At 32.0% G+C, this 12,589-nt stretch carries 14 protein-coding genes; 8 read left to right on the forward strand and 6 right to left on the reverse strand.

Annotated elements, in window-relative coordinates; translation table 11 throughout:
- Positions 1-213: 213 nt before the first annotated feature.
- Positions 214-1,155: a helix-turn-helix domain-containing protein gene (locus ACKI44_RS05250; RefSeq protein ID WP_407422240.1), complete on the reverse strand. Its 942-nt coding sequence runs from the start codon at positions 1,153-1,155 to the stop codon at positions 214-216.
- An 87-nt stretch (positions 1,156-1,242) separates the two neighbouring features.
- On the opposite strand from ACKI44_RS05250, the gene hisA reads away from it, so the two are divergent.
- The 5 genes from hisA to pyrI are packed head-to-tail and all read left to right on the forward strand — an operon-like array spanning position 1,243 to position 4,450.
- Entirely contained in the window at positions 1,243-1,980 is a 738-nt protein-coding gene (gene hisA / locus ACKI44_RS05255) for a 1-(5-phosphoribosyl)-5-[(5-phosphoribosylamino)methylideneamino]imidazole-4-carboxamide isomerase (protein ID WP_407422242.1), read from the forward strand.
- 4 nt (positions 1,981-1,984) lie between these two features.
- Complete coding sequence (locus ACKI44_RS05260; RefSeq protein ID WP_407422244.1) at positions 1,985-2,446, forward strand: adenylyltransferase/cytidyltransferase family protein; 462 nt, start codon at positions 1,985-1,987, stop codon at positions 2,444-2,446.
- 10 nt (positions 2,447-2,456) lie between these two features.
- On the forward strand, positions 2,457-3,470 hold the full coding sequence (gene argC, locus ACKI44_RS05265; RefSeq protein WP_407422246.1) for an N-acetyl-gamma-glutamyl-phosphate reductase: 1,014 nt from the start codon (positions 2,457-2,459) through the stop codon (positions 3,468-3,470).
- A 10-nt stretch (positions 3,471-3,480) separates the two neighbouring features.
- Entirely contained in the window at positions 3,481-3,981 is a 501-nt protein-coding gene (locus ACKI44_RS05270; protein WP_407422248.1) for a flavodoxin family protein, read from the forward strand.
- 1 nt (position 3,982) lies between these two features.
- Positions 3,983-4,450: an aspartate carbamoyltransferase regulatory subunit gene (pyrI, locus tag ACKI44_RS05275; protein ID WP_407422250.1), complete on the forward strand. Its 468-nt coding sequence runs from the start codon at positions 3,983-3,985 to the stop codon at positions 4,448-4,450.
- A gap of 5 nt (positions 4,451-4,455) precedes the next feature.
- Here pyrI and ACKI44_RS05280 read toward each other — a convergent pair whose 3' ends face one another.
- The gene (locus ACKI44_RS05280) at positions 4,456-5,661 is read right to left on the reverse strand and encodes a GMC family oxidoreductase N-terminal domain-containing protein (protein ID WP_407422252.1); all 1,206 of its coding nucleotides are present in this window, start codon (positions 5,659-5,661) and stop codon (positions 4,456-4,458) included.
- A 112-nt stretch (positions 5,662-5,773) separates the two neighbouring features.
- Here ACKI44_RS05280 and ACKI44_RS05285 point away from each other — a divergent pair, with 112 nt between their 5' ends.
- The 3 genes from ACKI44_RS05285 to ACKI44_RS05295 all read left to right on the forward strand — a co-directional run bounded on the left by ACKI44_RS05285 (position 5,774) and on the right by ACKI44_RS05295 (position 7,959).
- Positions 5,774-7,144 (forward strand): TldD/PmbA family protein, encoded by a 1,371-nt coding sequence (locus ACKI44_RS05285; protein ID WP_407422254.1) that lies wholly within the window; start codon positions 5,774-5,776, stop codon positions 7,142-7,144.
- Positions 7,145-7,152: 8 nt separating this feature from the next.
- Complete coding sequence (locus tag ACKI44_RS05290; RefSeq protein WP_407422256.1) at positions 7,153-7,710, forward strand: TIGR00296 family protein; 558 nt, start codon at positions 7,153-7,155, stop codon at positions 7,708-7,710.
- A gap of 69 nt (positions 7,711-7,779) precedes the next feature.
- Positions 7,780-7,959 (forward strand): hypothetical protein, encoded by a 180-nt coding sequence (locus ACKI44_RS05295; RefSeq protein ID WP_407422258.1) that lies wholly within the window; start codon positions 7,780-7,782, stop codon positions 7,957-7,959.
- 171 nt (positions 7,960-8,130) lie between these two features.
- Here ACKI44_RS05295 and ACKI44_RS05300 read toward each other — a convergent pair whose 3' ends face one another.
- From ACKI44_RS05300 to ACKI44_RS05315, 4 genes are all read right to left on the reverse strand, one after another.
- The gene (locus ACKI44_RS05300) at positions 8,131-8,598 is read right to left on the reverse strand and encodes a glycosyltransferase family 2 protein (RefSeq protein WP_407422260.1); all 468 of its coding nucleotides are present in this window, start codon (positions 8,596-8,598) and stop codon (positions 8,131-8,133) included.
- A gap of 320 nt (positions 8,599-8,918) precedes the next feature.
- Positions 8,919-10,607: an ATP-grasp domain-containing protein gene (locus tag ACKI44_RS05305; RefSeq protein WP_407422262.1), complete on the reverse strand. Its 1,689-nt coding sequence runs from the start codon at positions 10,605-10,607 to the stop codon at positions 8,919-8,921.
- A gap of 480 nt (positions 10,608-11,087) precedes the next feature.
- The gene (locus tag ACKI44_RS05310) at positions 11,088-11,387 is read right to left on the reverse strand and encodes a HEPN domain-containing protein (protein ID WP_407422268.1); all 300 of its coding nucleotides are present in this window, start codon (positions 11,385-11,387) and stop codon (positions 11,088-11,090) included.
- A gap of 60 nt (positions 11,388-11,447) precedes the next feature.
- Positions 11,448-11,753 carry a nucleotidyltransferase domain-containing protein gene (locus ACKI44_RS05315; protein ID WP_407422264.1) on the reverse strand — a complete coding sequence of 102 codons (306 nt, stop codon included), beginning with the start codon at positions 11,751-11,753 and terminating at the stop codon, positions 11,448-11,450.
- Between the last annotated feature and the right edge of the window lie 836 nt (positions 11,754-12,589).

Consider the following 12,589-nt stretch of genomic DNA (forward strand, 5'->3'; position numbering starts at 1 on the left):
TTTAAATAAAATTTAGGCTTACCTAAAAATTAAAAATAACCAAAAAAGACAACTCATTTAAAATTATTCAAAATAAAAATAAAAGAGTTATTTTTGTTATTTAATAAAAAAAATAATTAAATAAACCTGTATTCATAATAAATTTAATTCTGCTAACTATATAAATTTATTTGAACTGAAAAGACAATAAATATACCAAAAAGACAAAATTAATTATTGATTATATTGGGAAGGTGTGCAACCCACATATTCCTTAAACGCCTGTGAAAACTTAGAAGGGGATGAATAACCAACCATTTTTGATATTTCAGAAATAGAATACTTTTCTTCTTTAATTAATTTACAGGCATAATCCAGTTTGTACTCTTTTCTCCATTTGAAAATAGGTTTTCCATAAACTTCCTTAAAACAATTTTTTAAAGAGGTTTTACTGAGGCCATACTTAGTGGCCAAATCATCAATAGTTATCTTACTTTCCAAATCGATGATTAAATCTTTTTTAACATTTTCAACTATATCAACCTGCTTTCTTGATAGTGAAATCCCATCATTAGGTATTAAATCAGTGATTGAAAAAAACAATAACAATTCAATACATTTTAATTTGAAATAATCTCTTTTAATTCTCTCATCAACATCGTATATCTCCCCGATGACGTGGTCTATTTTTTCATTTGACCTGACCAGTATATATGCATGGGATTTTTCTAATTCCTCATAAAAGTCTATTAAATCAAAATCCGGAAGATAATTTTTTATATAATCATTTGCAATATCCACATCAATGAAAAGTTCAATACCATTATAAAAACCCAAAGGAAAATTAGGCAACGTTTTTGTTAACTCATGAATGCTGATGCACAAATCCCCTTTTCCAAAATAAATTATTTTATCATCACCGACTGTATATGCATATCTGCCGCTGGCACAATGATTAATTTCCAATAATCTTGAAGGAAGTTCACTTTCTATAAAAACATCATCATAATTTTCAAGATTTATATCAATAAATGCTAAAATAACACCAGGAAATAAAGAATACGTTTCTAATTTACCGTATTGGCCCAAATCAATTGTTTTTTTAAAATCCTCACCAGTAATACTGAAATCCTGGATAAAAACATCACCAAATAAAACATAAATATTTTCATTCATATAATATATATTATAAAAATCAATACTTATAAAAGATTTCAAAACATATAGTTATATTATAATAAAAAAGTTACAGGAAAAATCCAAATGTCATTCAATAAAGATGAAATGTTAATAATGCCTGCAGTAGATATTAAAAACGGCAAATGCGTGCAACTTGTTCAAGGCCAGCCTGGCAGTGAAATGGTTGAAATTGAAAATCCGGAAAATGTTGCTCTTCATTGGGAAAATGAAGGTGCCAAAAATATCCATGTAATCGACTTGGACGGAACGATTGACGGAAAAACAAGTTTGCCGGTGATTAAAAAGATATTGAAAGAGGTTTCAGTTCCAATCCAATTGGGCGGCGGAATCAGAAGCATTGAATATGCCCGTGAACTCCTTGATTTGGATATCGAACGATTGATTATCGGAACCATGGGAATTCAAAATCCCGAAACGATTACACAATTGTCAGATGAATACGGCAGCGACAGAATAATGATTTCTCTTGACAGCAAAGACAATAAGGTTGTCATTAAAGGATGGCAGGAAAAAGTGGATAAAAGCCCTGTGGAATTATCAAACGAATTTAAAGAGCACGGCGCAGGCAGTATCTTATTTACAAATGTTGACGTTGAAGGCCTGCTTGGAGGATTTTACACAGACCCAGTAATTGAACTTAAAAAATCCGTAGATTTACCTATTGTTTATTCCGGAGGAATTACAACAATAGAAGATATTAAAAAATTAAATGAAAGTGGTGTGGAAGGAATTGTAATCGGTTCTGCACTTTATAAAGATAAAATTAAATTAAAAGAAGCTTTAAAATACCAGAAGAGGTAGTATAATGAAAAAAGTAATGGCTAGTGGAACATTTGATTTATTGCATCCGGGACATGGAATTTACCTGCAGGAAGCAAAAAACCTTGGAGGATATAAATCCAAACTTTACGTTGTAGTTGCAAGAGACTCAACGGTAGAAAAAAGAAAAAGAGTCCCGATTGTTGGTGAAAATCAACGTTTAGAATTAATTAAAATGCTCAAACCCGTTGATGAAGCTTATCTTGGTAACGAAGAGGGAGATATTTTTAAGATTGTAGAAGAAATTGACCCCGACATAATAGCTATTGGACCTGATCAAACCCACAATGTTGAAAAATTACAGGCTGAAATTGATAAAAGAGGTCTTAAGGCCCGTGTTCAACGTGTAAGCGTTTATCATCAGGACGAATTGGACAGCAGCTGTAAGATTATTAAAAAAATTAAAAATACTGATTTCGAAGGAAAAATTTTAGATAACTGTGAATAGAGGGGAAAAAATGTATAAAGTAGCGATAATTGGAGCAAGCGGATATACAGGCGGAGAACTTTTAAGAATGTTATTAAACCACCCTGAAGTGGAAATAACAGACATTACATCAAGACAGTATGATGGAGTTCCCGCACATAAGATTCATCCGCACATCAGAGATTCAGGACTTGTATTCAGCAATAAAGAACCAGCAGAATTGGATGCTGATGTTGTATTTACTGCAACACCTCACGGTGCATCAATGAAAATTGTTCCAGAAATCCTGGAAACCGGAGCAAAAGTCGTTGATTTAAGTGGAGATTACAGATACAGAGACACTGAAGTTTATGAAAAATGGTACGGTATGGAACATACTGATAAAGATAACAAAGGAGTATTCGGACTTCCGGAGTTATACCGAGATGAAATTAAAAAAGCAAAATTGGTTGCAAATCCAGGATGTTTCCCAACAGGTGCTATTTTATCATCTTATCCTTTAGTTAAAAACAATTTGGTTGACAGAATAATCATTGATTCAAAAACAGGAGTTAGTGGAGCCGGAGTAAATCCTTCCGCAACTACCCATTATCCAAACATTGCAGACAATGTTAATCCATATAAAATAACTTCACACAGACACATGTCAGAAATTCAACAGGAATTGCACGGCTTTGATGACGTAAAAGTATCTTTTACACCACATTTAGTTCCAGTTATTCGTGGAATACAAACAACAAGTCACAGTTTCTTAATTGAAGACATAACAAAAGAAGAATTAAGAGAATTTTATGAAAAGGAATATGGTGATGAATACTTCATCAAATTAATGGACGATGGAGAAATCCCACATTTAAGTTCAGTTAGAGGATCAAACTTTGTACATATAGGCGGATTTGAAATAGATGAAACCGGAAGGATTGTAATGTTATCTACAATCGACAACCTTGTAAAAGGCGCATCCGGTCAAGCAATTCAAAACATGAACATCTTACTTGGAATTGAAGAAAGTGCGGGTTTAAAACACTTCGGTCTTCACCCATGAGGAGGAAAAAATGAAAACATTAATAATATATTATTCAGACGGAGGCAGTACAAAAATAATGGCCAGAACATTATCAATGCATTTAAAAGCCGATATTATTGAAATAAAAGATTTGAAAAACAGAAAAGGATTTGCAAATAGATTTTTATCTTCTGTTGATGCATTTAGAGAATCAAAAACTAAAATTTCTCCTGCAAAATTAGATTTGACAGATTATGATTTGATTTATATTGGAACTCCAACATGGGCGGGCAAACCTACACCAGCAATAATTACATTAATTGACAACTGTAACTGGGCTGGAAAAGACGTGATATTATTTACAACTATGACTAAAGACGGATCTGAGGGTACAACACTTGAAAGACTTGACGAAAAAGTCAGCATGCGTGGAGCAAGAGTTGTGGAAAGCTTTTCATTGAATACAAAAGGAAAAAGCATGGAACATATAATTAGTGATACTGAAGGAATTATTCAAACCTTAGTTTTAAAAATGTACAGCGGAGCATAGCATGAAAACCGAATTGAAAATTAAAGCAATTGAAAATGGTACAGTAATTGACCACATTACAGCAAATAAAGCTCTCCATATCCTTAAAATTTTAGGCCTTCCTGATGAAGATGTTATAAATGTGACTGTGGCAATGAATGTTTTTTCTAGAGAAACCGGGCAAAAAGATATTGTAAAAATTGAAAATAGAGAAATTGACCATGAAGAATTAAATCAAATCGCATTAATAGCTCCAAAAGCAACTATAAACATTATTAGGAACTATGAAGTTGTTAAAAAAGATAAGATAATTCTTCCAAGTGAAATAACCTCTATTATCAAATGTACCAACAATAAATGCATTACAAATTATGAAAATGAACCAATTACTTCAAAATTCAAAGTAATTGAATCACAGCCGCCAGTACTCAGATGCCATTACTGTGAAAAATTATTAAAAAATGAAGATATCGAAAAACAATTCGAATAATCTTCTTATTTATTTTTTAGATAATCTGAAAGCCTTTTTGATAAAGCAAGTATTGTTAAAATAGGCGGTTTTCCAGGAGATACTGGTAAAACACTTGCATCACTTACAAAGAGACCACTAATTTCTGTTTCCTGATTGGAATCAACAATTTTTCCTATTGGTGCAGTTCCTCCAGGATGTGCTCCCCTATAAACTGTTGATGCAATGGTTGATGGGTCTACACCTGCTTTTTCTAAAATAAACCCTGCAGTAGCAACACCTTCAGCTAAAAGCTGTATATCTCGAATTGTATTGATTTTGACAACATCCCCATCATCATCGATATATCCTTTTCCATCATCAGCTGTTTTAACCATAATGCTTAAAATATCCTTATTTTCGACATTTTCATCTTCAATATTATCGATAGTGAATGATGAAAAATGAGGAGATAAAACAAAGCTTTTTCCTATGACCAAACCGGCCATTTGAACTTCAGTATTGAAATTTATATCTTTTAAATATCCTCCAACAGTTACGAAAGGATCAAAGAATATTTCACGTCCGGCATCGATTCCTGCTTTTCTCAATATTAATGTTGAACCTATTGCTCCTGCAGATAAAACAACGGTATCTGCAAAGACAGACTCTTCAACACCATCTTTTATATATTTAACTCCTTTGGCTTTTGAATCTTCAACAATTACTTCACACACTTCGGCATCAGTTATTAATGTTGCTCCGGCATCAACTGCCTTTTCAACGAAATCCTTTCCAGACCATTTTGCATCGGCAGGACATCCGAAGGCACATTTACCGCATTGAATACAATCATCTTCCCTTATTGCCTTTGGCATTTTGAGTGTGTTTAATCCAAGTTCCCGTCCAGCATCTAAAAACAATTGGGTTCCTTTGCCGATATGTGAATCGTCTAATTGATGTACGTTAATCAGGTCCTCAACATAGTCATATTCTTTAGAGATATCTATATCATAGTCATGCAATTCCTCATCCAATGCCCTGACCATATTGGACATTGAAACGATAGTTGCTCCACCGATACATGTGGTTGTTAGCAAGTCAACATCATCATTATATGCATCATAGTAATTGAATGCGTCTTTTGAATCTATAAACGGACCTTTCTCAATAATCGTTACAGGAATATTATCTTTTGCCAGTTCATAAGCAATGATTGCTCCACCGGCACCAGTACCAACAATAATAACCATTAAAAATCACCAAATTAAATTATATCAATTGTTATGTTTTTTCATACTACTATAAAAATATTAAGTATTATAAAATTCAAAATATTAATGATTAAAATTTTTGAGTGATAGAATGGAAGAGTATATTAACTTATTTGAAAAAGTTATAGAAAAAACAATTCCCAAAGTTGACTATATAGACATTAGAGCAGGAAAGGGAAACAGCACATCAATATTAATGAAAGATGGAGAAATTGATGAGATAAACACAGGAATGAGTATCTCTGCAAGAATCAGAGTACTGAATAATGGTGCATGGGGATTTGCATACACAACAGACTTATCCAAATTTGATGAAATTACTGAAACTGCACTCAAACTTTCAAACTCCCTTAAAGGAGATGTTGAACTGGCTGAAAGCGAAATCATTAAAGATAAAATAGCTACAGATGTTAAAATACCATTTGAAGACATATCCATTGAAGAAAAACAGGATATAATGAAAGAAGCCAGCGACAGTGCAAATATTGATGAAGTGAACAGTACCACTGTAGGTTATGGAGATATTGAATCCAATGAATTATTCCTAAACAGTGAAGGCAGCCAGATCCAGGTAAAAACAAGCCGTGTGAGAATGGCCCTAAATGCAACAGCAACAGACGGCCAGATAATCCAGTTCGGACACGGCAGCATTGGTGGAGTGAAAGGATTCGAATTGATTAAAAATGCCGACATAGAAGAATTCGGAAGAAAAGTTGGTGATAAGGCAAACAGACTACTGAAAGCTGAAAATGCTCCATCAGGCAAGTTCAAAATCATAGCAGACCCTGAACTGACTGGAGTAATGATACATGAAGCTTTAGGTCATGCCACTGAAGCGGATTTAATATTGCAAAACGACTCCATTCTCAAAAATAAATTAAACACAAAAATAGCTTCAGACATAGTCAATATCTTTGATGACGCCACGATTAAAGACGGATTTGGATATTATCCATATGATGTGGAAGGTGTAAAAACAAAACCTAATCAGCTAGTCAAAGACGGAGAGTTAATATCATTATTATCCTCAAGAGAAACCGCATCCAAATTTGATATGAAATCATCAGGAAATGCAAGATCAATCATCAGCGATGCACCAATAGTAAGAATGAGTAATACATACTTACAGCCGGGAGACATGACATTTGAAGAGTTAATAGAAGACATTCATGACGGAATTTACCTGAAAGGTTCCAGAGGAGGACAAGTGGATACAGGTAAAGGAATATTTCAATTCAATGCTGGTGAAGGATTTAAAATTGAAAATGGTGAGCTGACAACACCACTTCGTGATGTATCCTTATCCGGAAATATTTTAGAAACATTGAATAATGTGGAAGCTTTAGGAAATGACTTTAAATTAAGTGTTGGTTTCTGTGGAAAAGACGGACAGACTGCGCCTGTAGGAGATGGCGGACCACACACAAGAATTAATGATGCAATGGTTGGAGGAAGCAATTAGGTGATAATATGATCAGTGAAGAAAATGGACAATATTTAGTAGAAGTAGCTAAAGAAGCAATATCCGTATATTTAGAAACAAATAGAAGAATACCAATTCCCCAGGATTGTCCTGATGAATTGAAAGAAGATTTAGGGGTATTTGTTACATTAAATAAAAATCATAGGTTAAGAGGATGTATTGGATATCCAGAACCGGTTAAAAGTTTAATAGAATCTACAATTGAAGTAGCTATCGCAGCAGCATTCAATGATCCAAGATTTCCTGAGTTAAAAACAGAAGAATATAGTGAATTGGACTTTGAAGTAACCGTATTAACTCTACCTGAATTAATTGAAGTTGCTCATCCGAATCAATACTTTGATGAAATAGAAATCGGACGTGACGGATTAATAATTCAAAAAGGATATTCCAGAGGACTGCTTTTACCTCAAGTGGCTCCGGAAAACGGATTTGATGTGGAAGAATTCTTAGACCACACCTGCATGAAAGCGGGAATAAGCGCAGACAGCTGGATGGATGAAAGCTGCGACGTATACAAATTCCAAGGACAAATTTTTAAATAAAAAAACAATATTTTTCAAATTGTAGTTTAAGCTATTCATTTAAAGTATAATGTTAGTTTGGAGAAAAATATGATCGAATTAGATAAAAAATATGTTTTTCACATCCCCCTTTACAAATATGTGAATAATGATTTAATTCCAATACCTATAGAAAACATTATCGAGGAATTGATTAAACAATTTAACAAAAATGGATATGATAGTCTTTATATAACAAAAGTAAATCAAGATGTTTTGATGAAATATTAATAACCCTTTTTGTATCAACAGCATTTATTAAAAATCATAACTCTCCAGAAGCCATATTCAAAAAATGGTTCAAAGTAAACAATAACATATTGGAGCAAGAAGCTTACGCATATGAATATAATAATACAATGAATATACACGAAATATGAGATACCAATAACTAACAAAAATTTAATAGATTATCCAATAAAGAGTCGCCCATGCTTCCAGGTAATTGTAGGAAGTCATTAATGTAGTGATATCATCAGTCGGTACGACAACACGGCCCAAATTCTGAGAATAGGAAATCTGTTCTTCAAAACCCAGGAAAAATGAAGTCTTTACAATATCCATATCATTTTCCGTCATTTCCTTATATACAGATTCTATGAATTTAGGAGTTAATTTATCATCGGAATCTACAAAAGTAATATAATCTGCACTGGCTAATTCCATACTCCAGTTACGGGAAAATGAAACTCCTCCTTCTCCTTCAGGAGTGATATATAATTTAACATTATCATATTCATCTACAAATTTCTGTATAACTTCAACTGAGTTATCGGATGATTTGTCATCAACAAATATAACTTCAATATCGTCGAAATTAAAAGTTTGATTTCTTATTGATTCAAAAGTTTCACCTATTAATATGGGCATAATTATAAGATGAAATCAATACACTAACCTTGTAATCACTCATAACTTTCACCATCAGGTTTTAAAAAAAATATTAATAAATTATATATATTGTTTAATAATAATTATAATTAACTATTTACATGTCAACCATTTTTAGTTATTCTTTCTAAAATTCGTGGGATTTAGATTTTGCCAGTTTTTGTGTCACAATTTGAATGAAGGAATATTAAATTTGTATTAAACCGCACAACCAAATTAATATAAGATAAAAAAAATTGATATTTAATATAGTGATTATGATGATGAGGCTTTAAAAAAGATAAGTTTTTAACTTATCTTTAATTTTTTGATGCAATAACTGCATTTTTAATTCCAAATGGTGGAACTTCAATGTTAAAATCTGAATTTTTAACTATTGCCTCAGTTCCTTTTCGACCACCCGGAAGATAATCATAGGTACTTTTTGGAATAAAGACAAGCCCACCGACTTTAACGTATGAAAATATATCAATGATTAATTTGACTATATGTTCATTGTCCATGTTAATGAGACTCTTATTCAAATTAACAATGATGTAATCAAAATGTCCGTGAAACCTATAAACATTCTCCAGAGTAATCTGCAAAACATTAACATCATCAATTTCCTGGTCTGTCATTATTAAACCATGCCCATATTTTTCCGCCGATTTGATTATATTTCGAAGTTCATCAACTATTTCTTCTTCATTTATACTGTCAGTTTCAACTGATTCTTTGCTTAAAATCAAATCAAATGCATTTTTCTCAACGCTTCTTAAAAATTCAACATCTTCATTAACGGCATTTGGGTCATTACTGACTAAAAAAACTACACCACAGGTAGTGTTTAAATCTTCAGTTTTAACAAAAAGTTCAGTTTCATTAATGTTATGCAATGTGGTGTCATAATAGCTGCTGAGGTTTGAAGTCATGTTTAATATCGGCACAGACCTTGCAAGAATGTCTTCAGGAGCAATGAAAAGTTTTACACCCCCACTTCCAGGAGGATTGTATGGCTGTTTTCTTTGTTCGTTGAATCGTTCAGGATTTAAATAGGAATCCAATATGGAATCAGTGTCATGCTGAGCGAAAATCATATCCAGATATTCTGATGCCATGCTTAAACCTGCAGGGCGGCAATTTACTTCAATCAGCACGGGACCTTTTTCATCTATCATGAATTCACCATGAACCGGACCATATTCAATTCCGATAGCTCGAGCTACATCATATGCATATTCCACCATTTCAGCTTCACCAAGATTTAGTTTCTTGACAGATTTGATGGTATCATATACAATTGCCCCTTCACCAGTCTTTATTTTTTCGTATTTCCACATTGAGATTAAACGTGGGATTCCATCACACGATGTAGTGTTTACAATATATTCCTCACCGTTAATTCGTTCCTGAACCAAAAGCTCGGTATTTGCATCACCATAGGCATTATTCTTATTGAATATCTCCTTTAAAGAATCAATCATTTCTTCTTTATCCAAACATATGCGAACACCAACAGAACAGAAACTGTAAATAGGTTTGATTACAACTTCATTTAAGGATTTTGCTTCATAAAATTCAACAGCTTCATCAACTGAAGCAACTACCCTTCCTCTGATGTGTCTAAGTCCTGCCTCAGCAAGCCTTTCATGCATCTTATCCTTTAGAGTCATCGCATCCAAATTTTCTATAGGAGTACCCAATAATCCCAAATCATTTGATAATCTGCTTGTTAGAATAACACCTCTTTCACTGCCTGCTACAATAAGTAAAGGGTCTAATTCACGAATCATTTCAACAGTTTCATCATATGTGTCCTTTTCAAAAACAAGATCATAATCATATCCAATTCTATCATAATTAGACTGCATTTTTTGTTTATATTCGACTGCATCCATTTCACCAGACTGCAGTTCCAATATGACAGGTTTATGACCTCTATTTACAATATCTTCAATATAATTTGTTCCAGAGGAAATGCAATCAACGACTATAATGTTTCCCATAAAATCCATCTCCAAATTAACATATAATTATTTCATACAGCGATTTCATCGATTTCACCAAACAGGATTAGGAAACTCATAAGTTTCTTTAGACAAAATCCTGGTTTAACATATCTACACAATCAAAGCAACTTAAAAGCGTTGCATTAATATTTAATATGAACTTAAAACAACATATATTTAAGGATTTTTATATACATAACATTATCCACAAATTTAATTAACCAACCACATCTAAACTATAGCATAGAAATGTTAAGAGAGAAATAATTAATTAATATTTAAAGTGATATAAATGATGGCACCATAGAAAATATCAGTTACTTATTATTTGTTCTCGCTTAACAGTTTATTAAATCAAAAATAAACAACTATGCACACGAAACATATAAAACCTGCTAATAATGAAGAAATACGTGAATTCTAGGTATAAACCTTCTAAGCTACTTGAAGATGCAAAAAAAGTACTATGCAATAATATTATAATAATGCTTCAGCTTCATCAATAAATCTTTCTGCTTTACAAATGTATTTTTCAGCAGTTTCTTCAGTGAAAACTACAGAATAATCATGGCTGGATTTATTACGATCAGCCATTCCACCATTAAGAAACTCAAAAGTTTCTTTAGACAAAAATCCTGGTTTAACATATTCCTTTGCCAGTTGCCTCATGGTTCCACTAGGTGTTCTTGGAGAAATGTCTTTTTTAAGGAGTAATGCCAATCCTGCTGAATACATTGCATAATAAGACATTGTAACAGAATCTCTGTATTGGCCAATTCAAATAGCGCTTTAGCAGATATTAAATTACTTTTACCTACATTAAAAGCATCCATGACATTATTCAATTACAACCCCTTCTTTAAGCACATTAGTTAAAAATGGATAATCAATAGTTTTGTTGAAATGCTCTTCACTCATGACATGGGGAGATATGAATTCATCCTTTTCAAGAATAATATCAACTGCCGCACGATTAATCTCATCAGATAACTCATCAGAATTTGTTGTGATAATTAAAATATCAATATCTGATTCTTCCGTATCATCACCACGAGCTACAGAACCGAATAATATGATTTTAACAATATCATCAGAACATATAGCATCAGCAAACTCACAAGCAATTTCATACCGATTATTCATACATAATCACCTTTTATTGATTAAGAGTTTTTATAATAAATAATATCCAATTCATTAATAATAAATATTTGCCAACTGCGATTCTATGAAAAAACACTATCTATTTATAAGGGAAAACCAGTTATTCACATCAAACCATTTAGTTTGACTTTCATCACCACTAATAGCTGCGCTTGGTGTTGTACTGTTCCACACGATTATTCAATAATCTGGTTTTAATGTAATCAGTAATTCCCATAATAATCATTTCATATTTTTTTATTATATTATTTATTATATTTTTTATATAAAATAAGTAATAAAATTTTTGAAATAGAGGTGAAAATAAAAGAATAAAAAATATATATTTATTTAATAATTGTCATATTTGAGGGATGAAAATGCCTGAGATAGATGAATTAATTGAAAAGTTAAATGACAAAGATGATTTTGTTGTTGAAGATGCAAAAGGAACATTGAAATTAAAATGAGAAAATGCTCTTGATCTTTTAATTTCTGCTTTATCAAACAGAAAGAAAAACATTAATTTATTTATCTACAACAAATTGAATCCTGTTTAATAAATTACAAAGAAAAAATGCTCAAAAAAGTAGCAAATTATCCACTACTTTTTATTGATATATAACTCAATTTATTAAATAAATACCTCATTAAGGAGGAATTCTCTTTTTATCAAATAGTCATAAACTTTTCATTGAACAGGAAGTTATGATTTATCCCCCTGCCAAAATTGTTTTTCTTCCTTCTTTTGAAATTTCTTCTTTTTTAAATTCTACATTGAATTTAACATTTTCAATTGTTTCTTTTAATGCTTCAAGGGTTTCATTTCTATGAGA

Origin of the sequence: Methanobrevibacter sp. (assembly GCF_045646205.1) — an archaeon.
Lineage (GTDB): Archaea > Methanobacteriota > Methanobacteria > Methanobacteriales > Methanobacteriaceae > Methanocatella.

Excerpts from the sequence above, each read along its gene's own strand:
- ACKI44_RS05250 (WP_407422240.1), bottom strand. The coding sequence starts at position 1,155 with ATGAATGAAAATATTTATGTTTTATTTGGTGATGTTTTTATCCAGGAT.
- hisA (WP_407422242.1), top strand. The coding sequence starts at position 1,243 with ATGTCATTCAATAAAGATGAAATGTTAATAATGCCTGCAGTAGATATT.
- ACKI44_RS05260 (WP_407422244.1), top strand. The coding sequence starts at position 1,985 with ATGAAAAAAGTAATGGCTAGTGGAACATTTGATTTATTGCATCCGGGA.
- argC (WP_407422246.1), top strand. The coding sequence starts at position 2,457 with ATGTATAAAGTAGCGATAATTGGAGCAAGCGGATATACAGGCGGAGAA.
- ACKI44_RS05270 (WP_407422248.1), top strand. The coding sequence starts at position 3,481 with ATGAAAACATTAATAATATATTATTCAGACGGAGGCAGTACAAAAATA.
- pyrI (WP_407422250.1), top strand. The coding sequence starts at position 3,983 with ATGAAAACCGAATTGAAAATTAAAGCAATTGAAAATGGTACAGTAATT.
- ACKI44_RS05280 (WP_407422252.1), bottom strand. The coding sequence starts at position 5,661 with ATGGTTATTATTGTTGGTACTGGTGCCGGTGGAGCAATCATTGCTTAT.
- ACKI44_RS05285 (WP_407422254.1), top strand. The coding sequence starts at position 5,774 with ATGGAAGAGTATATTAACTTATTTGAAAAAGTTATAGAAAAAACAATT.
- ACKI44_RS05290 (WP_407422256.1), top strand. The coding sequence starts at position 7,153 with ATGATCAGTGAAGAAAATGGACAATATTTAGTAGAAGTAGCTAAAGAA.
- ACKI44_RS05295 (WP_407422258.1), top strand. The coding sequence starts at position 7,780 with ATGATCGAATTAGATAAAAAATATGTTTTTCACATCCCCCTTTACAAA.
- ACKI44_RS05300 (WP_407422260.1), bottom strand. The coding sequence starts at position 8,598 with ATGCCCATATTAATAGGTGAAACTTTTGAATCAATAAGAAATCAAACT.
- ACKI44_RS05305 (WP_407422262.1), bottom strand. The coding sequence starts at position 10,607 with ATGGGAAACATTATAGTCGTTGATTGCATTTCCTCTGGAACAAATTAT.
- ACKI44_RS05315 (WP_407422264.1), bottom strand. The coding sequence starts at position 11,753 with ATGAATAATCGGTATGAAATTGCTTGTGAGTTTGCTGATGCTATATGT.